Annotated in this window: 26 protein-coding genes; 11 read left to right on the top strand and 15 right to left on the bottom strand. The window is 74.1% G+C overall.

Annotation, left to right across the window (positions count from 1 at the left end):
- Nucleotides 1-165: 165 nt before the first annotated feature.
- Together ACK8OX_RS21945 and ACK8OX_RS21950 are read left to right on the top strand one after the other, a co-directional pair.
- Nucleotides 166-1,386, top strand: coding sequence for an LL-diaminopimelate aminotransferase (locus ACK8OX_RS21945; protein ID WP_430666393.1), 1,221 nt, complete (start codon nucleotides 166-168; stop codon nucleotides 1,384-1,386).
- Between the two features lie 72 nt (nucleotides 1,387-1,458).
- The gene (locus ACK8OX_RS21950; RefSeq protein WP_430666394.1) at nucleotides 1,459-2,751 is read left to right on the top strand and encodes a homoserine dehydrogenase; all 1,293 of its coding nucleotides are present in this window, start codon (nucleotides 1,459-1,461) and stop codon (nucleotides 2,749-2,751) included.
- 39 nt (nucleotides 2,752-2,790) lie between these two features.
- On the opposite strand, the gene ACK8OX_RS21955 is transcribed toward ACK8OX_RS21950, so the two are convergent.
- Both ACK8OX_RS21955 and ACK8OX_RS21960 read right to left on the bottom strand, forming a co-directional pair.
- Nucleotides 2,791-3,201 carry a DUF6481 family protein gene (locus ACK8OX_RS21955; protein ID WP_430666396.1) on the bottom strand — a complete coding sequence of 137 codons (411 nt, stop codon included), beginning with the start codon at nucleotides 3,199-3,201 and terminating at the stop codon, nucleotides 2,791-2,793.
- A gap of 184 nt (nucleotides 3,202-3,385) precedes the next feature.
- Nucleotides 3,386-4,297: a polysaccharide deacetylase family protein gene (locus ACK8OX_RS21960; RefSeq protein ID WP_430666397.1), complete on the bottom strand. Its 912-nt coding sequence runs from the start codon at nucleotides 4,295-4,297 to the stop codon at nucleotides 3,386-3,388.
- Between the two features lie 141 nt (nucleotides 4,298-4,438).
- On the opposite strand from ACK8OX_RS21960, the gene glpX reads away from it, so the two are divergent.
- The 4 genes from glpX to ACK8OX_RS21980 are packed head-to-tail and all read left to right on the top strand — an operon-like array spanning nucleotide 4,439 to nucleotide 7,966.
- On the top strand, nucleotides 4,439-5,443 hold the full coding sequence (gene glpX / locus ACK8OX_RS21965; RefSeq protein ID WP_430666398.1) for a class II fructose-bisphosphatase: 1,005 nt from the start codon (nucleotides 4,439-4,441) through the stop codon (nucleotides 5,441-5,443).
- 31 nt (nucleotides 5,444-5,474) lie between these two features.
- Complete coding sequence (recJ, locus tag ACK8OX_RS21970; protein ID WP_430666399.1) at nucleotides 5,475-7,259, top strand: single-stranded-DNA-specific exonuclease RecJ; 1,785 nt, start codon at nucleotides 5,475-5,477, stop codon at nucleotides 7,257-7,259.
- A 51-nt stretch (nucleotides 7,260-7,310) separates the two neighbouring features.
- On the top strand, nucleotides 7,311-7,628 hold the full coding sequence (locus tag ACK8OX_RS21975; RefSeq protein ID WP_430666400.1) for a hypothetical protein: 318 nt from the start codon (nucleotides 7,311-7,313) through the stop codon (nucleotides 7,626-7,628).
- 23 nt (nucleotides 7,629-7,651) lie between these two features.
- Nucleotides 7,652-7,966, top strand: a complete 315-nt coding sequence (locus ACK8OX_RS21980) for a hypothetical protein (protein ID WP_430666401.1) — start codon at nucleotides 7,652-7,654, stop codon at nucleotides 7,964-7,966.
- 12 nt (nucleotides 7,967-7,978) lie between these two features.
- Here the strand turns inward: ACK8OX_RS21980 and ACK8OX_RS21985 are convergent, their stop codons facing one another.
- Both ACK8OX_RS21985 and ACK8OX_RS21990 read right to left on the bottom strand, forming a co-directional pair.
- Nucleotides 7,979-9,136, bottom strand: a complete 1,158-nt coding sequence (locus tag ACK8OX_RS21985; protein ID WP_430666402.1) for a cytochrome-c peroxidase — start codon at nucleotides 9,134-9,136, stop codon at nucleotides 7,979-7,981.
- An 80-nt stretch (nucleotides 9,137-9,216) separates the two neighbouring features.
- Entirely contained in the window at nucleotides 9,217-10,248 is a 1,032-nt protein-coding gene (locus tag ACK8OX_RS21990) for an LLM class flavin-dependent oxidoreductase (protein WP_430666403.1), read from the bottom strand.
- A 62-nt stretch (nucleotides 10,249-10,310) separates the two neighbouring features.
- Here ACK8OX_RS21990 and ACK8OX_RS21995 point away from each other — a divergent pair, with 62 nt between their 5' ends.
- Nucleotides 10,311-10,787, top strand: coding sequence for a nucleoside deaminase (locus ACK8OX_RS21995; protein WP_430666405.1), 477 nt, complete (start codon nucleotides 10,311-10,313; stop codon nucleotides 10,785-10,787).
- Nucleotides 10,788-10,831: 44 nt separating this feature from the next.
- Here ACK8OX_RS21995 and ACK8OX_RS22000 read toward each other — a convergent pair whose 3' ends face one another.
- The 3 genes from ACK8OX_RS22000 to ACK8OX_RS22010 all read right to left on the bottom strand — a co-directional run bounded on the left by ACK8OX_RS22000 (nucleotide 10,832) and on the right by ACK8OX_RS22010 (nucleotide 14,548).
- Nucleotides 10,832-12,874, bottom strand: coding sequence for a hypothetical protein (locus ACK8OX_RS22000; protein ID WP_430666406.1), 2,043 nt, complete (start codon nucleotides 12,872-12,874; stop codon nucleotides 10,832-10,834).
- A 200-nt stretch (nucleotides 12,875-13,074) separates the two neighbouring features.
- Nucleotides 13,075-14,250, bottom strand: coding sequence for a UxaA family hydrolase (locus ACK8OX_RS22005; RefSeq protein WP_430666407.1), 1,176 nt, complete (start codon nucleotides 14,248-14,250; stop codon nucleotides 13,075-13,077).
- A 13-nt stretch (nucleotides 14,251-14,263) separates the two neighbouring features.
- On the bottom strand, nucleotides 14,264-14,548 hold the full coding sequence (locus ACK8OX_RS22010; protein ID WP_430666408.1) for a UxaA family hydrolase: 285 nt from the start codon (nucleotides 14,546-14,548) through the stop codon (nucleotides 14,264-14,266).
- Nucleotides 14,549-14,645: 97 nt separating this feature from the next.
- Between ACK8OX_RS22010 and ACK8OX_RS22015 the strand changes: the two genes are divergently transcribed.
- Nucleotides 14,646-15,527, top strand: coding sequence for a branched-chain amino acid aminotransferase (locus ACK8OX_RS22015; protein ID WP_430666409.1), 882 nt, complete (start codon nucleotides 14,646-14,648; stop codon nucleotides 15,525-15,527).
- Between the two features lie 67 nt (nucleotides 15,528-15,594).
- On the opposite strand, the gene ACK8OX_RS22020 is transcribed toward ACK8OX_RS22015, so the two are convergent.
- The 3 genes from ACK8OX_RS22020 to ACK8OX_RS22030 are packed head-to-tail and all read right to left on the bottom strand — an operon-like array spanning nucleotide 15,595 to nucleotide 18,081.
- Nucleotides 15,595-16,533, bottom strand: coding sequence for an AEC family transporter (locus tag ACK8OX_RS22020; protein WP_430666410.1), 939 nt, complete (start codon nucleotides 16,531-16,533; stop codon nucleotides 15,595-15,597).
- Between the two features lie 13 nt (nucleotides 16,534-16,546).
- Nucleotides 16,547-17,179 carry a guanylate kinase gene (gmk, locus tag ACK8OX_RS22025; RefSeq protein WP_430666411.1) on the bottom strand — a complete coding sequence of 211 codons (633 nt, stop codon included), beginning with the start codon at nucleotides 17,177-17,179 and terminating at the stop codon, nucleotides 16,547-16,549.
- A complete protein-coding gene (locus ACK8OX_RS22030; RefSeq protein ID WP_430666412.1) occupies nucleotides 17,176-18,081 on the bottom strand; it encodes a YicC/YloC family endoribonuclease in 906 nt (301 codons plus the stop codon). Before ACK8OX_RS22030 ends, gmk begins: the two co-directional genes overlap by 4 nt.
- 39 nt (nucleotides 18,082-18,120) lie before the next feature.
- Between ACK8OX_RS22030 and ACK8OX_RS22035 the strand changes: the two genes are divergently transcribed.
- Both ACK8OX_RS22035 and ACK8OX_RS22040 read left to right on the top strand, forming a co-directional pair.
- Nucleotides 18,121-18,906: an SDR family NAD(P)-dependent oxidoreductase gene (locus ACK8OX_RS22035; protein ID WP_430666413.1), complete on the top strand. Its 786-nt coding sequence runs from the start codon at nucleotides 18,121-18,123 to the stop codon at nucleotides 18,904-18,906.
- Nucleotides 18,907-18,973: 67 nt separating this feature from the next.
- Nucleotides 18,974-19,936: a Bug family tripartite tricarboxylate transporter substrate binding protein gene (locus ACK8OX_RS22040; RefSeq protein WP_430666414.1), complete on the top strand. Its 963-nt coding sequence runs from the start codon at nucleotides 18,974-18,976 to the stop codon at nucleotides 19,934-19,936.
- Between the two features lie 8 nt (nucleotides 19,937-19,944).
- Here the strand turns inward: ACK8OX_RS22040 and ACK8OX_RS22045 are convergent, their stop codons facing one another.
- The 4 genes from ACK8OX_RS22045 to ACK8OX_RS22060 form a co-directional block, all read right to left on the bottom strand.
- Nucleotides 19,945-20,820 (bottom strand): DMT family transporter, encoded by an 876-nt coding sequence (locus tag ACK8OX_RS22045; protein ID WP_430666415.1) that lies wholly within the window; start codon nucleotides 20,818-20,820, stop codon nucleotides 19,945-19,947.
- Entirely contained in the window at nucleotides 20,817-21,803 is a 987-nt protein-coding gene (mltG, locus tag ACK8OX_RS22050; protein WP_430666416.1) for an endolytic transglycosylase MltG, read from the bottom strand. The genes ACK8OX_RS22045 and mltG overlap by 4 nt, the downstream gene beginning before the upstream one ends.
- A gap of 84 nt (nucleotides 21,804-21,887) precedes the next feature.
- Nucleotides 21,888-23,171: a beta-ketoacyl-ACP synthase II gene (gene fabF, locus ACK8OX_RS22055; RefSeq protein WP_430666417.1), complete on the bottom strand. Its 1,284-nt coding sequence runs from the start codon at nucleotides 23,169-23,171 to the stop codon at nucleotides 21,888-21,890.
- Nucleotides 23,172-23,389: 218 nt separating this feature from the next.
- A complete protein-coding gene (locus ACK8OX_RS22060; protein ID WP_430666418.1) occupies nucleotides 23,390-23,629 on the bottom strand; it encodes an acyl carrier protein in 240 nt (79 codons plus the stop codon).
- 168 nt (nucleotides 23,630-23,797) lie between these two features.
- Here ACK8OX_RS22060 and ACK8OX_RS22065 point away from each other — a divergent pair, with 168 nt between their 5' ends.
- Nucleotides 23,798-24,322: a 2'-5' RNA ligase family protein gene (locus ACK8OX_RS22065; protein WP_430666419.1), complete on the top strand. Its 525-nt coding sequence runs from the start codon at nucleotides 23,798-23,800 to the stop codon at nucleotides 24,320-24,322.
- A gap of 14 nt (nucleotides 24,323-24,336) precedes the next feature.
- Here the strand turns inward: ACK8OX_RS22065 and fabG are convergent, their stop codons facing one another.
- Nucleotides 24,337-25,077 carry a 3-oxoacyl-[acyl-carrier-protein] reductase gene (gene fabG, locus ACK8OX_RS22070; protein ID WP_430666437.1) on the bottom strand — a complete coding sequence of 247 codons (741 nt, stop codon included), beginning with the start codon at nucleotides 25,075-25,077 and terminating at the stop codon, nucleotides 24,337-24,339.
- Nucleotides 25,078-25,113 lie beyond the last annotated feature (36 nt).

A 25,113-nucleotide genomic window follows, 5' to 3' on the forward strand; every position in this document is an offset into this window, starting at 1 on the left:
GCGCCGCTGCCGGAGTTGCTGGCGCCGCCGCCCGCGCCCGCGCCGGACCTGCTCGCGCCCCGCCGCAGCTGAGCGGCGCCGGCGCTCGCGCCATGGGCAAGGGCGGGCTAACAAGCGCCCGGACGACCCGCTATCCTGCATCCCGAACGCAGACGGACGACGACGATGACCGAGGAGTTCCACCGCATCCGGCGCCTGCCGCCCTATGTCTTCGCCGAGGTGAACGGGGCGAAGGCGAAGGCGCGCGGCGTCGGCGAGGACATCGTCGACCTCGGCATGGGCAACCCGGACAGCCCGACGCCGCCGCACATCGTGGCCAAGCTGGTCGAGGCGGTGCAGGACCCGCGCACCCACCGCTATTCGATGTCGAAGGGCATCCCCGGGCTGCGGCGCGCGCTGGCCGGCTACTACGCGCGGCGCTTCGGCGTGAAGCTCGACCCCGAGACGGAGGTGGTGGCCACGCTCGGCAGCAAGGAGGGGCTGGCGAACCTGGCGCAGGCCATCTCCTCGCCGGGCGACACCATCCTGGTGCCGAACCCCTCCTACCCGATCCACCAGTTCGGCTTCATCATCGCCGGCGCCTCCGCGCGGTCCATCCCCTACACGCCGGACGACGCGATGCTGGAGGCGATCGACCGCGCGGTGCGCCATTCCGTGCCGAAGCCCACCGCGCTGATCGTGAACTTCCCCTCGAACCCGACCGCGCTCCTCGCCAGCCGGGAGTTCTACAAGGACCTCGTCGCGATGGCGCGGCGGCACGGCTTGTTCATCCTCTCCGACCTCGCCTATGCCGAGCTGTATTTCGACGAGGCGAACCCGCCGCCCTCCGTGCTCGAGATCCCGGGCGCGAAGGAGGTGACGGTGGAGTTCACCTCCATGTCCAAGACCTACAACATGCCGGGCTGGCGGATGGGCTTCGCCGCCGGCAACCCGCGGCTGATCGCGGCGCTGGCGCGGGTGAAGTCCTATCTCGACTACGGCGCCTTCACGCCGATCCAGGTCGCGGCGGTGGCCGCGCTGAACGGACCGCAGGACTGCGTGGCGGAGATGCGCGAGCTGTACCGCGACCGCCGCGACGTGCTGGTGAAGGGCCTGCGCGCCGCGGGCTGGAACGTGCCGAGCCCCGAGGGCTCGATGTTCCTCTGGGCGCCGATCCCCGACCGCTTCCGCCATCTCGGCTCCGTCGGCTTCTCGAAGCTGCTGCTGGAGAAGGCGAAGGTCGCCGTCGCGCCCGGCCTCGGCTTCGGCGAGCATGGCGACGAGCATGTCCGCATCGCGCTGGTCGAGAACAACCACCGCATCCGCCAGGCGCTGCGCGGCATCCGCACCTTCCTCTCCGCCGACAATGCCGGCCCGGTGGACGGCATGGAGGTGGATGCCGCGTGACCCTGCGATGCCCCCCTTCGATGCCGGGCCCCGTCTCCGGCTGCCTCACCGCCGGAACCGGATGCTGACGCGATGAACAAGCCTCTTGCTGTGGGTGTGGCCGGCCTGGGCACGGTCGGCGCCGGGGTGCTGACCCTGCTTCGTGACAATGCGGCAACCGTCGCGGGCCGCGCCGGGCGGCCGATCGCGGTCACCGCCGTCTCGGCGCGCGACCGCACGCGCGACCGCGGTGTTCCGCTCTCCGGCCTGCGCTGGTACGACGACCCGGTGGCGCTGGCGCACGACCCGAATGTGGACGTGGTGGTGGAGACCATCGGCGGCATCCAGGGCCCGGCGGCCGACCTGGTGCGCGCGGCCATCGCCGCGGGCAAGCCGGTGGTGACCGCCAACAAGGCGCTGCTCGCGGTGCACGGCGCCGAGATCGCGGCGGCGGCGGAGGCGAAGGGCGTCCCCCTCGGCTTCGAGGCATCGGTCGCCGGCGGCATCCCCGCCATCAAGGCGATCCGCGAAGGGCTCGCGGCCAACGACCTGTCACGCGTGCTCGGCATCCTCAACGGCACCTGCAACTACATCCTGACGCAGATGCGCGAGCGCGGGCGCGAATTCGCGGAAGCCCTGGCCGAGGCGCAGAAGCTCGGCTACGCCGAGGCCGACCCAGGCTTCGACGTGGACGGCATCGACGCCGCCCACAAGCTCGCCATCCTCGCCGCGCTGGCCTTCGGCCGCCCGGTGGATTTCGGCGCCGTGCATGTCGAGGGCATCCGCAGCATCTCCGCCCTCGACATCCGCCTGGCCGAGGAACTCGGGTACCGCATCAAGCTGCTCGGCATCGCGCGGCGCGGCGACCACGGGATCGAGACGCGGGTGCATCCCTGCATGGTGCCGATCGCGCATCCGATCGCGCGGGTGGACGGCGTCTTCAACGCGGTGGTGGCGGAAGGCGACTTCGTCGGCCGCGTGGTCCTCGAAGGCCGTGGTGCGGGCGCGGGACCGACGGCTTCCGCGGTGGTGGCCGACCTCATCGACATCGCGCGCGGAAGGCTGACGCCGGTCTGGGGCGCGTCCAACGGCGCGCTGTCGGCGCTGCCCTCGATCCCGATGGAGCACCGCGTCGGCGCCTACTACCTGCGCCTGATGGTGGTGGACCGCCCGGGCGTGATCGCCGATGTCACCGCGGCGCTGCGCGACCACCAGATCAGCCTCGAGAGCATGCTCCAGCGCGGGCGCAAGCCGGGCGAGGCGGTGCCGGTGGTGGTGACCACGCATGACTGCGAGGAGGCGCAGATGCGCGCCGCCCTCGCCCGGATCGAGGCGTTGCAGACCGTGCTCGAGAAGCCGGCGCTGATCCGGATCGAGAACCTGTAGCCCAGGGCGGCGCGGCCCGAAGCGGCCGCGCCCCGCGCTTCAGCCGCGGCGCGCCTTGCGCGCGGCGTAGCGGGCGTCCCGCGCCGCCTTCTGGTCGGCCTTCAGCGTCTCGGCCTGGACGAGTTCGTCGGCCGCGCGCGCAGCCTCGGCGGCCTGCTGCTGCGCCGCCTGCACCTTCCGCTCCTCGGCCTCCACGGCCTGCTGCGCGGCTTCCGCCTCGCGCACCGCGCGGCGTTCGGCCTGCCGCGCCTCCCGCGCCTCGCTGACCGCGACCTGCGCGGCCTGCTGCTCGGCCAGGGCGGGGTCGTCGGCATCCCGCTTCGAGCGGAAGCGCGCCAGCATGGCTTCCTTGGCGCTGCCGGAGGCGTTCATGCGCTGGTTGAAGCTGTCGCCCTTGAAGGCCGGGCTCTGCTGGGGGCGGGAGAGAGGCGTCTTGTTGAATGAGCTCATGCGCCAAGCATAGTCAGTATCCGCGGAGACCGACAGAAAAAACGATCGGGTCCGTCCAGGGAACCGGATCGAACCGCGGAAATCCGCCCGCGAATTCCGCGGTCGCGGTTGCAGAATTCACGCAGGATCGGCGCCGCGCGACCGATGCGGGACCTTGCCGAACCCGCCGGCGATGCCCCGGGGATCATGCCGGCGCCAGCATCTCCGACCCCGGAACCACGCCGCGCGGCAGGGCGGCCACATGGTCGAACATCTCCCCCGGCCGGGCGAGCCAGACCCGGTCCCGATGGTCCAGGATGTGGCGCAGCGCGTCGCGCAGCGGGCGCAGGCGGAAGGGCTGGCCGACCACGAAGCTGTGCAGGACGATGCTGCACACCAGCGGGCGGCGCGCGGACTGCGCCAGCATCTCGTCGAACTGGTCCACCACCATCCGCGCGAAGTCGCGCGCGGTTGCGTGGCGGAAGACGATGGCCGGGCTGTCGTTCAGCTCGATGCCATAGGGGATCGACAGGATCGGGCCGGCGCGGGTGGCCATCCAGAAGGGCTGATCGTCGGCGGGCCAGTCCATCATGTAGCCGAACCCCTCCTCCCTCAGCAGGTCGGGCGTCGCGTTGCTCTGCGCCAGCCAGGGGCCGAGCCAGCCGCGCGGCGCGGCCCCGGCATGGCGCGCGATGCCGTCCCGCGTCTGGCGGATCAGCAGACGCTCATCCTCCTCCCACATGGTGTCCTGGCGTTCGGCGTTGGTGCGGCCATGGCCCACGAATTCGTCGCCCCGCGCGGCGATCGCGCGCCCGATCTCCGGCATGTGGTCCAGCACGCTGCTGTTGCAGTTGTGCGCGGCCGGCAGGCCGAGCTCGTCCAGCATCTCCAGGATGTTCCAGATGCCCACCCGGTTGCCGTAGTCGCGCCAGGCGTAGTTGCGCTGGGTCTGCGGCGCGCCGTGCATCGTGCTGTCGCTGCCGAGGCCGGCGCGGAAGGCGTGGTGCTCGATGTTGGTGAAGACCTGCACCGCCAGCCGCGCCCCGCCCGGCCAGGCATATCCGGGGCGGGAGGTGATGGCGCTCGGCGCGTAGCGCGCATGGCTCGGCAGCTTCATCTGGCGGTCCCTCCCCGGATCGGCGCCGCATGATGCCGCCCCCCGGCGCCGGGCGCGAGGGGCGTGGCCCGGATGCCGGAAGGGGGGCAGCAGACTCCGGCGGCGCTGGTATAAGGAAGGTCGATCCGCAGGAGGAACCCCATGGCCGACCGTCACGACGAGGTCCATGTCGACCGCAACCTCGCCCTCGAACTGGTGCGCGTGACGGAAGCGGCGGCGCTCGCCGCCAGCCGCTGGATGGGCAAGGGGGACAAGAACGCGGCCGACGGCGCGGCGGTGGAGGCGATGCGCAAGGCCTTCGACACCGTCGCCATCTCCGGCACCGTGGTGATCGGCGAGGGGGAGATGGACGAGGCGCCGATGCTCTACATCGGCGAGAAGGTCGGGCTCTACGCCCGCGCCGGCGGCGGGACCGAGGTGGACATCGCGGTGGACCCGCTGGAGGGCACGACGCTGACCGCCAAGGGCGGCCCCAACGCGATGGCGGTGGTCGCGCTGGCGCAGAAGGGCGGCTTCCTGCACGCCCCCGACATCTACATGGAGAAGATCGCCGTCGGCCCCGGCCTGCCCGAGGGCGTGGTCCACATGGATGCGGGGGTCGAGGAGAACCTGCGCAACCTGGCGAAGGCCAAGGGCCGCGACGTGTCGGACCTGGTGGTCTGCCTGCTGGACCGCGACCGCCACAAGGAGATCGTGAAGCGCTGCCGCGCGGCGGGCGCGCGCATCATGATGATCTCGGACGGCGACGTCTCGGGCGTCGTCGCGGTGTCGCAGCCGGAAGCGGGGGTGGACATCTACATGGGCTCGGGCGGCGCGCCGGAAGGCGTGCTCGCGGCCGCCGCGCTGCGCTGCATCGGCGGGCAGATGCAGGGCAAGCTGCTGTTCGAGAACGAGGAACAGGTGGCCCGCGCGCGCCAGATGGGCATCGACGACCCGAACCGCATCTACGGGCTCGAGGACATGGCCCGGGGCGAGGTGATGTTCGCCGCCACCGGCGTCACCACCGGCCCGATGCTGAAGGGCGTGCGCCACTTCGGCACCGGCGCGGTCACCCATTCGATCGTGATGCGCAGCAAGACCGGCACCGTCCGCTACGTGGAGGGCCACCACAACTTCGCGCTGAAGCCCTCGGCCTTCCGCGCGTGACCGCGCGCCCGGTGGCCGGCGGGGCGGGACGATGATGGACGGGGCGGACCGCGACGCCCCCGCGCTCGGCATCGCGCGCAGCGCCACCGGCCGCCGCTGGATCTGGCGGCAGGGCGATGCGCGCGTCGGCCTCGGCATCGCGCAGCGCCTCGGCCTGCCGGAACTGGTGGGGCGGCTGCTGGCGGCCCGCGGCGTCGGCGTGGAGGATGCGCCGCATTTCCTGGAGCCCACGCTGCGCGCGCTGATGCCGGACCCGTCCTCCCTGCGCGACATGGACATCGCGGCGGCGCGGCTGGCCGATGCGGCGCAGCGCGGCGAAAGCGTGGCGGTGTTCGGCGACTACGACGTGGACGGCGCCTGCGCCGGCGCGCTGACCGTGCGGCTGCTGCGCGAACTCGGCTGCCGTGTCAGCCACTACGTGCCGGACCGCATCGCGGAAGGCTACGGCCCGAACGCCGCGGCCATCGCGAAGCTCTGCGACCGCGGCGCGACGCTGGTCGTCACCGTGGATTGCGGCATCGCCGCCCCTGCGGCGCTGGCCGCGGCCGAGGGGCGGGCGGATGTCGTCATCCTCGACCACCACAAGGCGGAAGGGCCGCTGCCGGCGGTGCGCGCGGCGGTCAACCCGAACCGGCTCGACTGCACCAGCGGGTTGCGCAACCTCTGCGCGGCCGGCGTCGCCTTCCTGACCGGCGTGGCGACGCTGCGCGAGCTTCGCCGCCGCGGCGCCTTCGCCGCCCGGCCCGAGCCGGACCTGAGATGCCTGCTCGACCTCGTCGCGCTGGCCACGGTGTGCGACGTGATGCCGCTGACCGGGCTGAACCGCGCGCTGGTCGCGCAGGGGCTGAAGGTGATGGCCAGGCGGGACCGCGCCGGCCTTGCCGCCCTGCTGGACGTGGCGGGCGCGAAGGACGCGCCTTCCGCCCACACGCTCGGCTTCCTGCTCGGCCCGCGCATCAACGCCTCCGGCCGCATCGCGGAAGCCGATCTCGGCCTGCGCCTGCTGCTGGAGGATGACGCGGTCGAGGCGCGCGCGATGGCGGAGACGCTGGATGCCGTGAACAAGCGCCGGCAGGAGGTGGAGGGCGAGGTGCTCGGCGCCGCCCTTGCCGCCTGCGAGAAGCAGGCGGCGCGCGGCCATCCCGTGCTGCTGGTGGTGGGGGAGGGCTGGCACCCCGGCGTGGTCGGCATCGTCGCCGGCCGCATGAAGGAGAAGTTCAACCGACCCGCCTGCGTCGCCGGGCTGGCGGGGGGGGTGGCCAAGGGCTCCGGCCGGTCCGTGCCGGGCGTCGACCTCGGCGCCGCCATCATCGCCGCGCGGCAGTCCGGCCTGTTGGAGACCGGGGGCGGCCACGCCATGGCGGCCGGCTTCTCCTTCCTCGCGGCGCGGGAAGGGGAGCTGCACGCCTTCCTCGACGAACGCCTCTCCCACGCCTCGGACCTGCCGGGTGCGGCGGACCTGCCGGTCGAAGGCGCGCTGGCCGTGGGGGGCGCCACGGTGGAGGTGGCGCAGCAGGTCGCGCGGCTCGCCCCCTTCGGCGCCGGCAATGACGAGCCGGTCTTCGTGATGGCCCGCGCCCGCGTGGTCCGCGCCGACCGCGTCGGCAAGGAAGGCGCCACCGTGCGCTGCTTCCTGGAAGGGGAGGGCGGGAGCGGGCGGCTGAAGGGGATCTGCTTCCGCGCCAAGGAAGGGCCGCTTGCCGCCGCGCTGCTCGGCGGGGGGCACCTGCACCTGGCCGGGCACCTGCGCGCCGAAAGCTGGAACGACAGCGTGACCGCCTGCCTGCATGTGGTGGACGCGGCCCCGGTCGCGTGACGGAACGTCACCGCCCTTGAAGCGCCGGCCGGGGCGGGCAACATGGGCGGCATGGACACGCAGAGACGCCCGCCCGTCCTGGACATGACGCCGGACGGCGAGTTCCTGGAGCCGCCGGGCGCCCGCGGCGGGCCGCAGGCGAAGCCCGCCTCGGCGCTGGACCGCGCGCTGGCGCGCATCGGCGGCGTGGCGCTGCTGGTGGCGCTGGTCGCCGGCGGGCTGGTGCTGGCCGGGGTGGCGCTGCTCTTCGTCGGGCTGGTGCTGCCGGTGCTGGTCGTGGCCGGGCTGGTGGGCGCGGGTTCGCTGTGGTGGCGCCTGCGGCGCGCCCGCAAGCAGGGCGGGCTCCGCTTCGTGGTGATCCGCCGCTGACGGCGAAGCCGCCGCCCTTCCGGGTGGATGAGGCGCGGCTCTACGATGTGGGCGCCGGCGGCGCCGCCTGGACCGCGCACGAGGACCCCGCCCTGGCCGCCCGCCGCCTGGCACGGCTGCGCTGGCTGTTCGGCATCGGCATCGCGGCGAATGCGGCAAGCTGGACGGCGGCGGGCGCCGCTCTGGCGCTCGGCGGCCGCGCCTGGGGCGCGGGCTTCGGCCTGTTGGCGCTGCTCACCCTGCCGCTGCTCGCCCTGCCCGCCCTGGTGGAGGCCGCGGCAACCCGTGCCCTGCGGCGGCGCCACCGGCGGCGGCCGGGGAACTTCCCCCCGGCCTGAACCTCCCGCTGCCTATCGCTGCGGCCCGGGCGTCTGCTGCTGCGACTGCGGCATGGCGCCGGGCGAGGGGCGCGGCGTTTCCGCCGTGCTGGCGGGCAGCACCGGCAACTCGACCCGCGGCTGTTCCCCGGTCAGCGTATGGAGGAAGGCGGTGATCGCATCCACCTCCGCCGGGTTGAGCTGCGCGCCGAGCTGCGCGACGCCCATCACCGCCACCGCCTGCCGCAGGTCCCACACCTTGCCGGAATGGAAATAGGGCATCGTCAGCGCGACGTTGCGCAGCGGCACGGCGCGGAAGACGTATTCGTCGGTGGCGGTGCGCGTCACCTGGAAGCGGCCGCGATCCTCGGGCGGCAGGATCTCGGCGCCCGGACGTTCCACCACGCCGAAGGGGTAGTAGTCCTGCCCGCCGAGGTTCCGCCCGGCATGGCAGGCGACGCAGCCGGTGCTGATGAACAGCTCCAGCCCCTGCCGTTCCTGCGCGGTCAGGATGTTGCGGTTGCCTTCCAGATACTGGTCGAAGCGCGAATTCGGGGTGATCAGCGTCGCCTCGAAGGCCTCGATCGCGCGGGCCAGGTTGTCGAAGCTCAGCGCCTGGGATTCGCCGGGGAAGGCGCGGGTGAAGCGGTCGCGGTATTCCGGGATGCTCGTCAGCACCGCCATGACGAATTGCGGCGTCGCGGCCATCTCGACGCTCGCCTGGATCGGGCCGGTGGCCTGGCTCCGCAGGTCCGCCGCGCGGCCGTCCCAGAACTGCGCGACGTTGAAGACCGCGTTGAGCACGGTGGGCGAGTTGCGGCTGCCGCGCTGCCAGCCATGGCCGATCGAGGTCTCGACGTTGTCGGCCCCGCCCATCGCCAGGTTGTGGCAGGAGTTGCAGCTCAGCACCCCGCTCGCGGACAGGCGCGGGTCGAAGAACAGCATCCGGCCGAGCTCCACCTTCTCCCGCGTCACCGGGTTGCCCTGGACGCTCGGCACCATCGACGGGATGGGTTCGAAGAACTGGCGCGCCTGCTGGTGCAGCGCGTCGTCGTCGAGCGCCGCCGGCCGGGCCTGCGGCTGCGGCTGCGCCTGCGGCGTGGTCGGGCGCTGTCCCTGCCCCTGGGCCAGCACCGCGCCGCCGGCCAGCAGCAGCGCGGCGAAGCCCGCCGCCATCGCCTTGACTGTCATGTCGCCCCTCGTCCCGCTCGTGGCACCTGCGGGCCGGCAACGCGGCGCGCGGCGCCCGCGTTGCCGCGCGGCGGGCGACGTTACGCGGCCGCCGCCAGGGCGGCATTCGCCTCCGCCAGCAGCCGGAAGCTCGCCTGCCGCGCGGCCGGGTCGTGGCAGGGCGTCAGCACCGCCACCTCCGCCGCGCCATGCGCCGCCGCCACGGCGCGCAGCTTCGCCACCACCTGTTCGGGCGCGCCGACAAGGGCGCGGGCGCGGTTGCGTTCGATCTTCGTAAGCTCGTCCGGCGTGCAGGGATGTGCTTCCGCCTCCGCCACGCTCGGCAGCGGCGGGAAGATCCCGCGGTCGCGCGACAGCCGCCAGATCTCGCGCGAGCGGAACAGCCGCCAGGCCTCCGCCTCGGTGCCCGCCGTCAGCGCGACGACCGCGATCGCGCCATGCGGCGCCGCCAGCCGGCCGGGCGTGCCGGGATGGGGGCGGAAGCCGTCGCGGTACAGCGCCATCGCCTCCTCGCTGCCGCGGCCGTCGGTGATGAAATGCGCGAAGCAGTAGGGCAGGCCGAAATAGGCGGCGAGCTGCGCGCCGAAATCCGAACTGCCGAGGATCCAGACCTCCGGCCGCGTCGGACCTTCCGGCTGCGCGGAGACGGCGCGGAAGGGATGGCCTTCCGGCAGCCCGTCGCCGAGCCAGCCCATCAGGTCCTGCACCTGCTGCGGGAAGCGGTCGCCGGCCGCGGCGGCATCCGGGTTCAGCGCGAAGGCGGTGCGCCCGTCGCTGCCCGGCGCGCGCCCGACGCCGAGGTCGATGCGCCCGGGGGCGATGGCTTCGAGCACCTTGAACTGTTCCGCCACCTTCAGCGCGGCGTAGTGCGGCAGCATCACGCCCGCGCTGCCGATGCGGATGCGGCTGGTGGTGGCGGCGATGGCGGCGATCAGGATCTCGGGCGCGCTGCCGGCGTGGCTGGCGCTGTTGTGGTGCTCCGCCAGCCAGTAGCGGCGGTAGCCCCAGCGATCGGCCAGCTGGGCCAGGGCCAGCGTCTCCCGGATCGCATCGGGGGCGGTGCGGCCGGAGGCGATGGTCGACTGGTCGAGGATGGACAGGGCGAGCGGCATGCAGATACCTCTTGCGGCCCCCGATCTTGCGGCGGCACAGCTTTTCCGTCGAGGCCGGGGCGATGCAGCGGGACGACCAGGACTTCATGCGCCAGGCGATCGCGCTGTCACGGCGGGGCATGGCCGGTGGCGCGGGCGGTCCCTTCGGTGCCGTCGTCGTGCTGGACGGGCAGGTGGTGGCGGAGGGGTGGAACCAGGTCACCTCCGCCAACGACCCGACCGCCCATGCCGAGATCGTGGCCATCCGCCGTGCCTGCGCTGCGCTCGGCCGCTTCGAGCTGAAGGGCGCCACCGTCTACACGAGCTGCGAGCCCTGCCCGATGTGCCTTGCCGCCTTGTACTGGGCGCGCGTCGATGCTGTGGTCTACGCGAATGACCGCGCCCAGGCCGCGGAGATCGGCTTCGACGACGAATGGCTGTACCGCGAGGTGCCGAAGCCCATCGAGGCGCGCAGCCTGCCCATGCGCCGCCTGCTCGGCGCCGAGGCGCTGGAGGTCTTCCGGGACTGGGCGGCCAAGCCGGACAAGGTGCCCTACTGAGGGCGCCGCCGGGGCGGGCGGCGCAACGCCCGCCCCGGCGCCGGTCAGATCAGCAGGTCCTGCGGCGGTGCCGGCGGGGACAGGTCGAGGACCGGCATCTCCGGCACCGGCGACGTCTCCGCCACCGCCGCCATGGGTGCGGGCCCGCGGCCCCAGCCCAGCACCACCTCGATGGCGGCGGAAGTTTCCGTGCCGGCCACGGCCCGGGCGGCGGTGTCGGCGGACGGGCCGGAACCGGCAGCCCCGTCTGCCTGGTGCGCAACGCCACGCTCGGCCCGGACAAGGGCCGCGATGGCCGGTCCCGCGGGTCCGGACCCGTCCGGCGGCGACAGGCGCGGGGGGGCTGCCTCAGGCAGCGCCGCCACCCCGTCCTGCGCTGGCGCGACGACATGGTTGTCACCCGCCCCCACCGCAACCTCCGCCACGGCCCGGCCCGGCGGCATGTTGTCGTTGCCCGGCACGGCGGCACCCGCGCCACCCTGGCCCGGAAAACCGCCATCGACTGCCGTCACGACGCCCGCGACGATCTGCCTCGGCGGCACCGCGGGCGCGTTGTCATTGCCCGGCACGGCGGCACCCGCGCCACCCTGGCCCGGAAAGCCGCCATCGACTGCCGTCACGACGCCCGCGACGATCTGCCCCGGCGGCACTGCTGGCGCGTTGTCATTGCCCGGCACGGCGGCACCCGTGCCACCCTGGCCTGGCGCCGTGCCATCGGCAGGCGTCACGGCGCCCGCGATGACCTGCCCCGGCGGCACTGCTGGCGCGTTGTCATTGCCCGGCACGGCGGCACCAGTGCCACCCTGGCCTGGCGCCGTGCCGTCGGCAGGCGTCACGGCGCCCGCGACGATCTGGCCGGGCGGCGTGGGGATGGGATTGCCGGCGGCGGGACCGGCCCCATCCGCGGTGACCTGCCCGGGTGCAGCCGGGTTCGTGCCGCCGGGCCCGGGCATCCCGGCGGGCGCGGCCTCGGCGACCGGCGGAGGCGCGGCGCGCGGCCCGGTCTCCTCGGCCGTAGGCGACCGGCTGCCGCGCCCGGGGCGTTCCGCCGCCACCTCCACCTCCGGCTGTGCGATGACCTCGACCAGCCGTTCCAGGACCGGCGCGACGCGGGCGGGCGGCGCGCGCTCCGCGACCAGGCTGGGCTCGGGCGCGGCCTCGGCCGGGCTCTCCGTCGCCTCAGGGGTCGGGTCCGCGGCCTGGCGCGCTTCCGCCCAGCCGCGCTCGGCGCGGTCCGGACGCTCGCCGAAGCGGGGCAGGGAGGCGACGGCCTCGGCCATGGCGGTCTGCGCGGTGGCGCCGTCCACCGGGCGTGCGGCGGGCGACGCATCGGTCCCCGCGGGACGCGGGGCGGGCTGTTCGGCCGGCAGGCGGGCCGCGGGGGCCGACGGCTCGGCCGGGGCGGCAACCGCGCGTGCCTCGGCGCGTGCCTCGGGCGCGCGGATGTCGGGGCGCGGCGCGCCGGCTGCCACAGGGTCCATCCCCTCTGCCCCCGGCGCCGGGCGTGCCTGAACCTCGACGCCCGGCGCCGCGGCGATGGGCGCGGCCTCCGCCACGGGCGCGCCACGCAGCGCGGCGGGCAGGGTCGCGGCCTCGGCCCGGCCGATGAGGTCGCCCATCGCCCCGAAGCCGGTGGAACTGCCGAGAGCGATGCGGAACGGTCCCCAGAGCGTGGCGCCCGCGCCGGCCATCCCGTCGCTGTCCCAGCCCGGGCCGGGGCGCCAGCCGGGCGAGTAGACGAAGCTGGTATCGGAGGCGAACTGGGCCATCGGCCCGTCGCCGCCCGCCCCGGTCGTCGGGTCCTCCGGCGGGTCGAGCCGCGCGGCCGCCTCCTCCGTCTCGACGGCGCGCTCGATCTGCGTCAGCGCCAGCAGCGCCGCGGCGTAGAGGCTGAGCGTGCCGAGCTCCCGCGAGGTCGGCGCATCGGGCCGGCGCTGGCGCCGCTTCGCGCGGCGCCAGATGACGAGGCTTTCCGCCTCCTCCTTCGCGCTGATCCCGGGCGGGGCCTCGCCCTCCTCGAGGAAGGGGGCATCGGCTGCCTGCCGCCGATGCGCGATGCGGATGCGTCCCCGTCCGATGAAAGCCATGCGCCGTATCCCCTGCAACTGCCGCAAGGAAGCGCGCTTCGGGGGCAATCGGTATACGATTCAGCTTGGTCGTTACGCCCGCCCTGGCCACAGCTGCGTGATCCGTGACCCGGGCCGGTGACAGCGGCGTGGCCGCGTGCCGTACAGACGAAGGGCGCCGGATCGCTCCGGCGCCCCCCGATCCCGCCCCGGCGTGCGGTTCAGGCGCTTTCGTAGAGTCGCGTCAGGCTGAACTCCCGGTGGCCGAGCAGTTCGGCCGCGGTCAGCTCGCCCTCGGCGGTGCGCAGCATGCAGTCCAGCAGCGCCTCTCCCGCGTCGTCCATGTTCATCCGCTTCTGCAGCAGCCCGGTGACGTCGACGTCGATGTGCTCGCTCATCGTCCGCTGCGTGCGGGGGTTCGCCGTCAGCTTGATGACCGGCAGGATCGGGTTGCCGATGACGTTGCCCTGGCCTGTCGGGAAGAAGTGCACCGCGTAGCCGGACGCCGCGCACAGCGTCACCATCTCGGCGGCGGCGGAGGAGCTGTCCATGAACCACAGCCCGGCATGGGTCGGCGCCTCGGCCTTGTCGAGCACGCCGTCCACCGTGCACTTCTTGCCGATCTTCTGGATGTTGCCGAGCGCCTTCTCCTCGATGGTGGTCAGGCCACCCTCGATGTTGCCCTTGGTCGGCTGGCTCTCGGACAGGTCGTTGGTCTTGTTCGCCTCGATCATCCGCTGGTAGCGGTCGAACATCGCCATGAACTGCGCCGCGACTTCCGGCGTCTTGCAGCGCTGCGCCACCAGGTGCTCGCCGCCCGTGATCTCCGACGTCTCGCCGAAGACCAGCGTGTTGCCGTTGGACCAAAGCTTGTCGAAGGCGTTGCCGACGGTGGGGCAGGAGGCGAGGCCGGAGGTCGTGTCGCTCTCGCCGCACTTGGTGGACACCCACAGCTCCACCAGCGGCGCCTTGGTCTTCTTCAGGCGGGAGGCGTGCTTCACCATCCGGTAGGCGGCGCGGGAGGCATTGGCGATCGTGTTGATGTCGCCGTTCTGCTCGATGGCGAAGCCCTCGACCGGCTTGCCCGACTTCGCGATGCCCTCGACGATCCGCCCCGTCCAGCCCGGCTCGATGCCGATGACGACGACGCCCGCGACATTCGGGTTGGCGCCGGTGCCGATCAGCGTGCGGAAATGCAGGTCGAGGTCGGCGCCGAACTGCAGCCGCCCATAGGCGTGCGGGATCGCCAGCGCGCCCTTGATGTTGTTCGCCACCGCCTCGGCCGCCGCGTTGGACAGGTCGTCCACCGGCAGGATGATGACGTGGTTGCGCACGCCCATCCGCCCGTTCTCGCGCCGCCAGCCCTCGAAGCTCGCGCCCTTCAGGTTCATGCCCATGGTCGCCTTCCCCCTACCAGCGCTTGGTCTTGACGTTGTGGACGTGCAGGTGCTCGCCCGCGCCGATCGCCGCCACCGCGCGGCCGATGTCCACGCCGTACTTGATGATGGTGTCGCCCTGCGCGATCGGCTTCACCGCCAGCTTGTGGCCGATCGGGATGTCCGACTTCGCGTCGAACTCGATCATCCTGTCCTGGTCCATGATCCAGCCGTTGAGGCGCTGGCCCGACTTCAGGCCCTCCACCACCACCACGCCCACGCTGTCGCCCTCGTCATGGACGACGAAATGGATCGTCATCGCGCTTCCCCCGCAAAATCCGAGGCGGGCAAACTAGGCGCCGTCCGCGCCCCCTTCAACCTCCCCCCCGGACGTGCTTTCTAGTCGTCCTCGACGGGTGGGGACCAAGATCATGGCCGGCGTCTATTTCTACGATGGCGAATGGCTGACCGAGGAGCCGAAGGTCACCGGTCCGATGGACCATGCCTTCTGGCTGGGCAGCGTGATCTTCGACGGCGGCCGGTCCTTCGGCGGCGTCGCCCCCGACCTCGACCTGCATTGCCGCCGCGCGGTGCGCAGCGCGCAGGCCATGCTGATGAAGCCCACCAAGACCGCGGAGGAGATCGAGGCGCTGTGCCGCGAGGGCATCCGCCGCATGGGCCCGGACGCCGTGACCTACATCCGGCCGATGTTCTTCGTCCGCAAGGGCCTCGGCGCCGCGCGGCCGGACCCGGACAGCACGGACTTCATCCTGGCCATCTATGACAGCCCGCTGCCGCCCTGGAAGGGCTTCTCCGCCTGCCTCGCCCCCTTCCGCCGCCCCGCGCCCGACATGGCGCCGACCGACGCCAAGGCCGCCTGCCTCTACCCCAACGGCGCCCGCGCCGCGTCCTGGGCGGCCGAGCGCGGGTTCGAGGCGGCGCTGGTCTGCGACGCGCTGGGCCATGTCGCGGAATTCGCCCATGCCAACGTCATGTTCGCCAAGGACGGCAAGGTCATCACCCCGGTCCCGAACGGCACCTTCCTGAACGGCATCACCCGCCAGCGCGTGCTGACCCTGCTGCGCGAGGCCGGCGTGCCGGTCGAGGAGCGTTCGGTGAAGCCCGAGGAGCTCGACACGGCGGACGAGATCTTCTCGACCGGCAACTACGGCAAGGTGCAGCCCTGCACCAACTGGCAGGGCCGCGCGTTGCAGCCCGGCCCGCTGGCGACACGCGCGCGCGATCTCTACTTCGCCTGGGCCGAGGCGACCTGGCGGATCATCCCGAAGGCGGCCTGACGCCATCGGATCCCCAGGCACGCGGGCCGGGACCTGCCCATGACGCCGGCCGCGCGGCGCCGGCCCGTCACGGCAGCCCGGCCCGGAACTGCGCGATCAGCGCCGAAAGCGTGAGCACGGAGATGGAGGTGGTCAGCACCACCGCGCTGCCCGACCGGTCGGCCCCCGTCGCGTAGCGGCGCGCCAGGATGAAGGCGTTGGCGCCGGTCGGCAGCGCCGCCATGGTGACGGCCACCGCCTGCTCGATCGGGGTCAGCCCGAAGGCCAGCGACAGCAGGAAGACCAGCGCCGGCAGGACCAGCAGCTTCACCGCGGCGATGGCCAGCGTCTCCCTCCACGCCGCCGCGGCGGCGATGCCCGCCAGGCTGCCGCCGAGGCAGAACAGCGCCAGCGGCGGCGCGGCGCTGCCCAGCAGGTCCAGCGTGCGGCGCACCACGCCCGGCACCGGCAGCCCGAAGGCGGTGAAGACGAAGGCGGCGATCACCGACAGCACCACCGGGTTGCGCCCGATCCCCCGCAGCGTCGAAAGCAGCACCCGCCGCCAGGGCGCCGCCGCGTTCAGCCCGACCTCCGTCAGCACGGTGGCCATGCCCAGCAGCACCATCGTCTGGAAGCCGAGGATGGCGAGCATCGGCGGCACGCCCGGCGGCCCGTAGGCCGCGACGATGATGGGGATGCCCATCATCACCGAATTGCCGAACACGCAGGCCAGCGCGAACATCGACGCCTCCGGCAGGCTGAACCCGCCGAGCCGCCGCGCCCCCGCCGCGGCCGCGGCGAAGACCAGGACGGAGCCGGTCAGCAGCGCGAGCGCGGCGCCGCCCCCGCCCTCATGCGGGCGCGTCCCGCCCGAGAACAGCAGCGCCGGCGCGGCGAGCGCGAAGACGAACAGCGCCATCGCCTTCAGCCCCTCGTCGCCCACCAGCTTCCGCTTCGCCGCGCCATAGCCGAGCGCGACCATCACGAAGACGGGCAGCACCACCTCGAGCAGGGCGGCGACGTTCACGGCGGCGCCGCCCTCACCCGGTCAGCAGCCCGTCCACGAAGCGCGGCAGCCAGGGCTGGCGCGCGCGCGCGCTGCGCGCCGCGTGCAGCACCGCCCGCACCTCCGCCACGCAGCCGTCGAAGTCGCGGTTGACGAGGACATGGTCGAAATCCTCCCAGTGCCGCATCTCCTCCCGCGCCACCGCGAGGCGGCGGGCAATCTCCTCCTCGCTGTCCTGGCCGCGGCCGCGCAGCCGCCGCTCCAGCTCCCCCATCGAAGGCGGCAGCAGGAAGATGCCCACCACATCGGCCGGCATCTTCGCCTTCAGCTGCCGGTGCCCCTGCCATTCGATGTCGAACAGCACGTCGCGCCCCTCGGCCAGCGCCGCCTCCACCGGGGCGCGCGGCGTGCCGTAGCGGCGGCCGAGGAAGCCCGCATGTTCCAGGAACTCGTCGCGCGCCGCCATGGCGGCGAAGTCGTCCGGCGTCTTGAAGTAGTAGTGCACCCCCTCCTGCTCGGCGGGACGCGGGGCGCGGGTGGTGGCGCTGATCGACAGCTGCAGGTCGGGCTCCGTCTCGAGCAGCCTGCGCGACACGCTGGTCTTGCCCCCGCCCGGGGCGGCCGCGAGGACCAGGCAGACGCCGCGGCGCATCCCCGCCCCGCTCATTCCACGTTCGCCGCCTGCTCGCGCAGCCGCTCGATCGCGGCCTTGAGGTCGAGCCCGATGCGCGTCAGCGCCGTCCCCGCGCTCTTGCTGCACAGGGTGTTGGCCTCGCGCACGAATTCCTGGGTGAGGAATTCCAGCTTGCGGCCCACCGCCTCGCCCGAGGCCAGCAGGCTCCGCGCCTCGTTCACATGGGCGGAGAGCCGGTCCAGCTCCTCCCGCACGTCGGACCGCTGCGCCAGCAGCGCGACCTCCTGCGCCAGCCGCTCCTCCGGCACGCGGGCGCGCAGGTCGCCCTCGCCCAGCAGGGCGGCCAGGTTCTCCAGCAGCCGGGCGCGCTGGGCTGCGGGCTGGCCCGCGGCCTCGGCCGCCGCGGCCTCCCGCAGGGCCGCGATCTCGTCGAGCAGGGCGGCCAGGATGGCGGCAAGCTGCGCGCCTTCCCGCGCGCGGGCCTCCGCCAGCCCGTCCAGCGCGCGGGCGAAGGCGGCGGCAAGGGCAACGCGGCGCGCCTCCTCCGCCGCATCGTCGGGTTCCGCCGCCTCGGCGCGCAGCACGCCGGGCAGGGACAGCACGGCCTCGGCCCGCGGCGCGGGGGCGCCGGGGATGCGGCGCGCGACCTCCACCGCCAGGGCGATCGCCTGTTCCAGCGCCGCGGGGTCGGGGGTCAGCCGCGGCGCCCGTTCCTCCCGCCGCAGGGTCAGGGTGGCGGAGACGTTGCCGCGCTTCAGCCGCTTCCCCGTAGCCTCCCGCAGCGCCGGCTCCAGCGCGTCGAGCCCCGAGGGCAGCCGCAGCCGCAGGTCGAGGCCGCGGCCGTTGACGCTGCGGAGTTCCCAGACGAAGGAGGCACCATCCGGCAGCGTGCCGCCCTCTCGGGCGAAGCCGGTCATCGAGGCGAGCTTGCTCATGGGGGTGGTTTCTCCCCCGCGGCGGGCGGGAGGGCAAGCGTGCCGGCATATCCCTGGACATCGGTTCTGGTCACCGGCGCCTCCTCCGGCCTGGGCCGGGCGCTGGCGGAAGGCTGCGCGGCACCGGGGGTGGTGCTGCACCTGGCGGGGCGCGATGCCGGGCGGCTGGCCGCCGCCGCCGAGGCCTGCCGCGCCCGTGGCGCCACGGTGCGGGACGCGGTGCTGGACGTGACCGATGCCGCCGCCACCGCCGCCTGGGTGCGCGGCGCCGGGCGGCTCGACCTCGTCATCGCCAATGCGGGCATCTCCGGCGGCACCGGCACTGCGACCGAACCGGCGGAGCAGGCGGCCCGCATCTTCGCCACCAACGTCACCGGCGTGCTGAACACCGCCCTGCCGGCGATCGAGGCGATGGCCGCGCAGGCGCCGGGGGCAGGGGGGCTGCGCGGGCGCGTCGCCGTCATCGCCTCCCTCGCGGCCTTCGTCGCGGCGCCGGGGGCGCCGGCCTATTGCGCGTCGAAGGCGGCGGTGCAGCGCTGGGCGGAGGCGCTGGATGCCAGCGAACGCGCCCGCGGCATCCGGCTGCACGCGGTCTGCCCGGGCTATGTCCGTACGCCCATGACGGCGCGGAACCCCTTCCCGATGCCCTTCCTGATGGAACCCGCGGAGGCCGCGCGCCGCACCCTCGACGGCATCGCGCGGGGGCGGCTGCGGGTGGCCTATCCGCTGCCGCTCTACCTCGCGGCGCGGCTGGCGGGCGGGCTGCCGCCGGGCTGGCGGAACCGGCTGATGCGGGTGCTGCCGGCGAAGCAGCAGGAGGGCTGACCCCGCCTTGACCGGCGGCGCCGCGCGCCGTCTTTTCCCGGCGCGAAGAAGGTTCCGGGAGACCGCCATGCACCTCACCCGCCGCGCCGGCCTCGGGCTCGCGTTCGCCGCGCCGCTAGCGGCCCGTGCGCAGACGCTGCCCGCCGCCATCACCCTCGTCGTCGGCGCCGCCCCGGGCGGCACGACCGACACGCTGGCGCGGGAGGCGGCGGAGACGATGCGCGAGCGGCTCGGCCGCAACGTGGTGGTGGAGAACCGCACGGGCGCGGGCGGCAACCTCGCGGCCACCGGCGTCGCCCGCGCCGCGCCGGATGGCGGCACGCTGCTCGTCGCCTTCACCAGCCACACGCTGAACGCCGCGCTGATGCGCCAGCTTCCCTATCGCCCGGTGGAGGATTTCACGCCGGTCGCCCTGCTGGCGCGGCTGACGAGCAACGTGCTGGTCGTCGGGCCCTCCGTGCGGGAAGCGGACCTGCCCGCCTTCCTCGCGGCCGCGCGCGCGACGCCGGACCGCTACAGCTTCGCCATCGGCGGCGTCGGCAGTTCGCTGCACATGCAGACCGTGCTGTTCCGCAGCGCGCTGCGCCTGACCGGCCCGGACATCCCGCATCGCGGCACCGCCCCGGCGCTGCTCGACGTCACCGGCGGGCATGTGGACGCGATGTTCGCGCCGCTCGACGTCGCGGCGCCGCTGCTGCGGGAGGGACGGGTGCGGCCGCTCGCGGTGACCGGGGAGGCACGGCTGCCGGCCTTCCCGAACGTCCCCGCCCTGCGTGAAGCGGCGCCGGAGGTGGGCACGGCCGCCGCCTGGTTCGGCGTGCTCGGCCCCGCGGGGATGCCCGCGCCGGTGGTCGCCGCGCTGCACGAGGCGATCACAGCGGCCACCCGCACGCCGCGCTTCGCCGAACGCGTGGCAAGCGGCGGCGGCGAGATCCCGGCCCTCTCGCCCGCCGCCTTCCGGGACTTCCTGGCGCGCGACGCCGCGATGTGGATCGAGACGGCGCGGCTCGGCAACATCCGCCCGGAATAGGCGGCACCTCACCCCTGCGGGCGGGAGGTGGCGAGCCACACCCCCGCCAGCACGATGGCGCCCCCGGCCAGCGCCGCGCCCGACGGCCATTCGCCGAGCAGCGCGGCGCCGAGCGCCGCGGCGAAGGGCGGCTGGAGGTAGCCGACCATCCCCGCATCCGTCGCCCGCGCGCGCGCCAGCAGCATCAGGAACATCGTCAGCGGCAGGGCGGAGGCGAAGACGCCGAGCAGCGCCAGCACGCCGATGACCCAGCCCGGCTGCGCATAGGCCGCGCCGGGGTCGAAGGGCAGCGACAGCAGCCCCGCCACCCCGCCCGACACCATCTGCTGGCCGAGCGCCAGCTTCGCCGGCGCCCGCGGCCTGACCTTCCGCGCATAGACGGTGCCGAGCGCGTAGGACACGCCCGACAGCAGGATCAGCACCCCGCCCGTGAAGCTCGCGCTGCCGGAGAGGGCGGCGGGGCCGAGGATGACGGCGATCCCCGCGAAGCCCAGCAGCAGCCCCGCCACGCCGCGCGGCCCCGGCCTTTCGTCGCGCAGCAGCGGCACCGCCAGCAGCGCCACCAGCAGCGGCGTCGCCGCATGGATCAGCGCCGCCGGCGCCGCCTCGATCCGGTGCAGCGCCAGCGCGGTCAGCAGGTTCGGCACCCAGCCATTGGTGGTGCCGAGCACGAGGGCGTGGCGGATGGAGGCGCGTTCGCCGCCGAACTGCCGCGTCGCCGCCAGGAAGGCCACCACCGCCACCGCCGCGAAGCCGCCCCGCATGGCGGCGAGCGCCAGCGGCGGCATCTCCGCCGCCACCATCCGCAGCAGCGGGAAGGAACTGCCCCAGAGCGCCCCGATGACCACCAGGCGCCACCAGAGCGGCCAGCCCTGCAACGTCATCGCGTGCCGCTGCCGTTCCTCTGGCGCTCCACCTCGCGCCAGCGCGCGACGTTGCGGTTGTGCTCCTCCAGCGTGCGGGCGAAGGCGTGGCCGCCGGTGCCGTCGGCGACGAAATAGACGAACTCCGTCGCCTCCGGCCGCGTCACGGCGCGCAGCGCGTCGCGCCCGGGGCTGGCGATGGGCGCGGGCGGCAGGCCGCGGATGCGGTAGGTGTTGAAGGGGTGGTCGCGGTCGAGGTCGGCGCGCGTCAGCGGGCGTTCCAGCACGCCGCCATCGGCGGCGGCGTAGGCCGCCGTCGGGTCGGATTGCAGCATCATGCCCCGCCGCAGGCGGTTGACGAAGACGCCCGCCACCAGGGCGCGTTCCTCGGCCTTGCCGGTCTCGCGCTCCACGATGGAGGCGAGGATCAGCGCCTCCCGCGGGGTCTGGATCGGCAGGTTGGGGGCGCGGGCGGCCCAGATCTCGGCCAGCGCCGCCTCCATCGCCGCCGTCGCGCGGCGCACCACGGCGGCGCGCGTGTCGCCCCACTGGTAGGCGTAGGTCTCGGGCAGGATCGCGCCTTCCGACACCTCCGGCATCTCGCCGGTCAGTCCCTCGGCGCGTTCCAGCACCGCGGCGATCTGACGGGCGGTCAGCCCCTCGGGGATGGTCAGGCGGCGCTGCACGGGGCGGGCGTTGCGCAGCACCTCGAACACGTCGCGCAGCGAGGCGCCGGCGGGGAAGGTGAACTCGGCCGCCCGCAGCGCCCCTTCGCCCCGGGTCAGCCAGGCGGCGGCGAGGAAGGCGCGGGGGTCGGCGATCACCCCGCGTTCGGCCAGGGCTTCCGCGATGGCGGTCATGCCGCCGCGCGGCACCACGACCTGCGCCGGCTGGGCCAGCGGCCCGGGTGCGGTCCAGGCGGCGCGGGCGTACCACCAGGCCCCGCCGGCGGTGCCGGCGATCAGCAGCAGCAGGATGAGGAGAGCGGCCAGGCGGCGGGACATGGGTGAGGAAGTCCTGCCCTGAGCGGCGGCCGGTCGCAAGCCGCCCCGTGCCGTCCGGCCCGGGGCGGGCGCATCACGCCGCCGTCAGGCGGCCCGCTTGAAGATGATGCTGGCGTTGGTGCCGCCGAAGCCGAAGCTGTTGGACAGCGCCACGTCGATCTTCCGCTCCTGCGCGGTCAGCGCCACGCGGTCGATCGGGCTTTCGCGCGACGGGCTCTCCAGGTTCAGCGTCGGGGGCGCGATGCCGTCGCGGATCGCGAGGATGGAGAAGATGCCCTCCACCGCGCCCGCCGCGCCCAGCAGGTGGCCGATGGCCGACTTGGTCGAGGACATGGCGAGGTTCCGCGCCTCCTCGCCCCACAGCCGCTCCACCGCCTGCAACTCCAGGTCGTCGCCCATCGGCGTCGAGGTGCCGTGCGCGTTGACGTACTGGATGTCGGCCGGCTGCAGCCCGGCGCTGCGCAGCGCCGCCTTCATGGCGCGATAGGCGCCGTCGCCGTCCTCGGTGGGGGCGGTGATGTGGTAGGCGTCGCCCGACATGCCGTAGCCGATCACCTCGGCGTAGATCTTCGCGCCGCGGGCCTTCGCGTGCTCCAGCTCCTCGAGCACGACGACGCCCGCGCCCTCGCCCATGACGAAGCCGTCGCGGTCCTTGTCCCAGGGGCGGCTGCCCCGGGTCGGCGTGTCGTTGAAGGAGGTGGACAGGGCGCGGGACGCACAGAAGCCCGCCATGCCGATCTCGCTCACCGCCGCCTCGGCGCCGCCCGCCACCATCACGTCGGCATCGCCGAGCGCGATGAGACGCGCCGCGTCGCCGAGCGCATGGACGCCCGTGGCGCAGGCGGTGACGACCGAGTGGTTCGGCCCCTTGAGGCCGTATTTGATCGAGACATGGCCCGAGGCCAGGTTGATCAGCGCGGAGGGGATGAAGAAGGGCGAGAGCCGACGCGCCTTGCCCGCCGCGACGATCTGCGACGCCTCGTAGATGGTGGGCAGCCCGCCGATGCCGGAGCCGATCATCACCCCGGTGCGGCAGCGGGCCTCCTCCTCCTCGGGCAGCCAGCCGGAATCCTGCACCGCCTCCTCCGCCGCGACGAGCGCGAGCTGGATGAAGCGGTCCATCTTCTTCTGGTCCTTGACCGGGATCCACTCGTTGACGTCGAGCTTGCCCTCGGCCCGGGTGCCCACCGGCACCTGGCCCGCGATCTTCGCCGGCAGCTGGCTGACATCGAAGGACTGGATGGCATTGAGGCCGGATTCCCCGGCGACCATGCGCTTCCAGACATTCTCGACACCGAGCCCGAGCGGGCAGGCGATGCCCATGCCCGTGACCACCACGCGCCGCGGCGCCGTCAGATGACCGAACACGCGCTGTCCCCTATCCTCGACCTGTCCCATGCAACCTGCCGCGCGATGCGCCGGCCCCGGCGCACCCGGTCGGCCCGCGCCGCGGGCCCGCCGCCGCACCGGGCGCCGCCGCGGAGGCGGCGGGGCCGGATGCGGGCGAATGCCCGCCGCCCGGCGGTCCGGCGGCGCAGGGACGGCTGGCGTCCGTGCGGCCGGGGCCGGGGGAGCGGGCCGAAGGCTCAGGCCGCCTTCTGCTTCTCGATGTAGTCGATCGCGTCCTTCACCGTGGTGATCTTCTCGGCCGCGTCGTCCGGGATCTCCACGCCGAAGGCCTCCTCGAACGCCATCACCAGCTCGACCGTGTCGAGGCTGTCCGCGCCGAGATCGTCGATGAAGGACGCCTCCGGCGTCACCTTCGCCTCCTCGACGCCGAGGTGCTCCACGACGATCTTCTTCACCTTGTCGGCGGTGTCGCTCATAGCCGCGATCTCTCCTGCTGCGGTCCTGCCGTGCCCGGGCGTGCGCGGCCGCCCGGGGGTGGGTCCGGGGGCGCGGGCCTTAACATGGAAGCGTCACTTGGCCTAGGCCCGCGCGGCGCGCAAGCGGGGGCGGGTGGGAAAGCACGCGGGCGGGCCAAGATGGGGGGGATGGCTGGCCCGGATGCCACGGCACCCCTGATCCTCACCCTCGCCCTCGACCCCGCCGCCTTCGCGCGGCTGGATGCGGAGAGGCGGGCGCATTTCCCGCCCGGGCGGAACCTCATCCCGGCGCACCTGACCCTGTTCCACCACCTGCCGGGGGCGGAACTGCCCGCGGTGGCGGCCCGGCTGGCGCAGGTCGCGGCCGCCACGCCGCCGCTGGCGCTGCGCGTCGCGGGGCTGCGCTTCCTCGGCCGCGGCGTCGCCTACGAGATCGAATCGCCGCCGCTGCGGGCGCTGCGGGCCGGGCTGGCCGAGGCCTGGCGGGACTGGCTGACGCCGCAGGACCGGCAGGGTTGGCGGCCGCATGTCACGGTGCAGAACAAGGCCGCGCCGGACGCCGCGCGGGCGCTGTTCGAGGAGATGCGCGCGGACTTCGCGCCCTGGGCGGCGGTGGGGGAAGGCCTGCTGCTGTGGCATTACCGCGGCGGCCCGTGGGATGCGGCGGGGCGCTTCGGCTTCCGGCCGGTCTGACCGGCCGGGGTCCTTCAGACCATCGCCATGCCGCCATTCACATGCAGCGTCTGGCCGGTGACCCAGCCGGCCTCGGGGCTGGCAAGGTAGACCACGGCCGCCGCCACATCCTCCGGCGCGCCCATCCGGCCGGTCGGGATGCGCGACAGCAGGGTGGTGCGCGCGGCCTCGGGCAGCGCGTCGGTCATGGCGGTCTTGACGAAGCCGGGCGCCACGACGTTCACGGTGACGCCGCGCGTCGCCACTTCCTGCGCCAGCGACTTGCTCATCCCGATCAGCCCCGCCTTGGCGGCGGCGTAGTTCGCCTGGCCCGCATTGCCGGTGACGCCGACGATCGACGCGATGGAGACGATGCGCCCCGACCGCCGCTTCATCATCCCCCGCAGCGCCGCGCGGGCCAGCCGGAAGGGGGCGGTCAGGTCCACCTCCAGCACCGCGTTCCAGTCGGCATCCCCCATCCGCAGCGCCAGCATGTCGCGCGTGAAGCCGGCATTGTTCACCAGGATGTCGAGCGACCCCAGCGCGCCCTCCACCTTCTCCACCAGGGCGGCCGGCGCCGCCGGGTCGGCCAGGTCGGCGGGCGCGACCAGCACGCGCCCCCCGCCCAGCGCCTCCGCCACGCGGGCAAGCTCGGCCTCGCGCCGGCCGGTCAGCGCCACGCTCGCGCCGCGGGCATGCAGCGCGGCGGCGATCGCCTCGCCGATGCCGCCCGTCGCGCCGGTGACGAGGGCAACCTTGCCGGTCAGGTCGAACATCATCGGTGGTCCTTGTCGGGATCGGGCGGCGCGGCG

Source organism: Falsiroseomonas sp. CW058, assembly GCF_050563535.1.
In the GTDB taxonomy this organism is placed as follows: domain Bacteria; phylum Pseudomonadota; class Alphaproteobacteria; order Acetobacterales; family Acetobacteraceae; genus Falsiroseomonas.

What these genes read in the sequence shown, in the direction of transcription:
- ACK8OX_RS21945 (WP_430666393.1), top strand. Translation starts at nt 166, where the DNA reads ATGACCGAGGAGTTCCACCGCATCCGGCGCCTGCCGCCCTATGTCTTC.
- ACK8OX_RS21950 (WP_430666394.1), top strand. Translation starts at nt 1,459, where the DNA reads ATGAACAAGCCTCTTGCTGTGGGTGTGGCCGGCCTGGGCACGGTCGGC.
- ACK8OX_RS21955 (WP_430666396.1), bottom strand. Translation starts at nt 3,201, where the DNA reads ATGAGCTCATTCAACAAGACGCCTCTCTCCCGCCCCCAGCAGAGCCCG.
- ACK8OX_RS21960 (WP_430666397.1), bottom strand. Translation starts at nt 4,297, where the DNA reads ATGAAGCTGCCGAGCCATGCGCGCTACGCGCCGAGCGCCATCACCTCC.
- glpX (WP_430666398.1), top strand. Translation starts at nt 4,439, where the DNA reads ATGGCCGACCGTCACGACGAGGTCCATGTCGACCGCAACCTCGCCCTC.
- recJ (WP_430666399.1), top strand. Translation starts at nt 5,475, where the DNA reads ATGATGGACGGGGCGGACCGCGACGCCCCCGCGCTCGGCATCGCGCGC.
- ACK8OX_RS21975 (WP_430666400.1), top strand. Translation starts at nt 7,311, where the DNA reads ATGGACACGCAGAGACGCCCGCCCGTCCTGGACATGACGCCGGACGGC.
- ACK8OX_RS21985 (WP_430666402.1), bottom strand. Translation starts at nt 9,136, where the DNA reads ATGACAGTCAAGGCGATGGCGGCGGGCTTCGCCGCGCTGCTGCTGGCC.
- ACK8OX_RS21990 (WP_430666403.1), bottom strand. Translation starts at nt 10,248, where the DNA reads ATGCCGCTCGCCCTGTCCATCCTCGACCAGTCGACCATCGCCTCCGGC.
- ACK8OX_RS21995 (WP_430666405.1), top strand. Translation starts at nt 10,311, where the DNA reads ATGCAGCGGGACGACCAGGACTTCATGCGCCAGGCGATCGCGCTGTCA.
- ACK8OX_RS22000 (WP_430666406.1), bottom strand. Translation starts at nt 12,874, where the DNA reads ATGGCTTTCATCGGACGGGGACGCATCCGCATCGCGCATCGGCGGCAG.
- ACK8OX_RS22005 (WP_430666407.1), bottom strand. Translation starts at nt 14,250, where the DNA reads ATGGGCATGAACCTGAAGGGCGCGAGCTTCGAGGGCTGGCGGCGCGAG.
- ACK8OX_RS22010 (WP_430666408.1), bottom strand. Translation starts at nt 14,548, where the DNA reads ATGACGATCCATTTCGTCGTCCATGACGAGGGCGACAGCGTGGGCGTG.
- gmk (WP_430666411.1), bottom strand. Translation starts at nt 17,179, where the DNA reads ATGAGCGGGGCGGGGATGCGCCGCGGCGTCTGCCTGGTCCTCGCGGCC.
- ACK8OX_RS22030 (WP_430666412.1), bottom strand. Translation starts at nt 18,081, where the DNA reads ATGAGCAAGCTCGCCTCGATGACCGGCTTCGCCCGAGAGGGCGGCACG.
- ACK8OX_RS22040 (WP_430666414.1), top strand. Translation starts at nt 18,974, where the DNA reads ATGCACCTCACCCGCCGCGCCGGCCTCGGGCTCGCGTTCGCCGCGCCG.
- ACK8OX_RS22045 (WP_430666415.1), bottom strand. Translation starts at nt 20,820, where the DNA reads ATGACGTTGCAGGGCTGGCCGCTCTGGTGGCGCCTGGTGGTCATCGGG.
- mltG (WP_430666416.1), bottom strand. Translation starts at nt 21,803, where the DNA reads ATGTCCCGCCGCCTGGCCGCTCTCCTCATCCTGCTGCTGCTGATCGCC.
- ACK8OX_RS22060 (WP_430666418.1), bottom strand. Translation starts at nt 23,629, where the DNA reads ATGAGCGACACCGCCGACAAGGTGAAGAAGATCGTCGTGGAGCACCTC.
- ACK8OX_RS22065 (WP_430666419.1), top strand. Translation starts at nt 23,798, where the DNA reads ATGGCTGGCCCGGATGCCACGGCACCCCTGATCCTCACCCTCGCCCTC.
- fabG (WP_430666437.1), bottom strand. Translation starts at nt 25,077, where the DNA reads ATGTTCGACCTGACCGGCAAGGTTGCCCTCGTCACCGGCGCGACGGGC.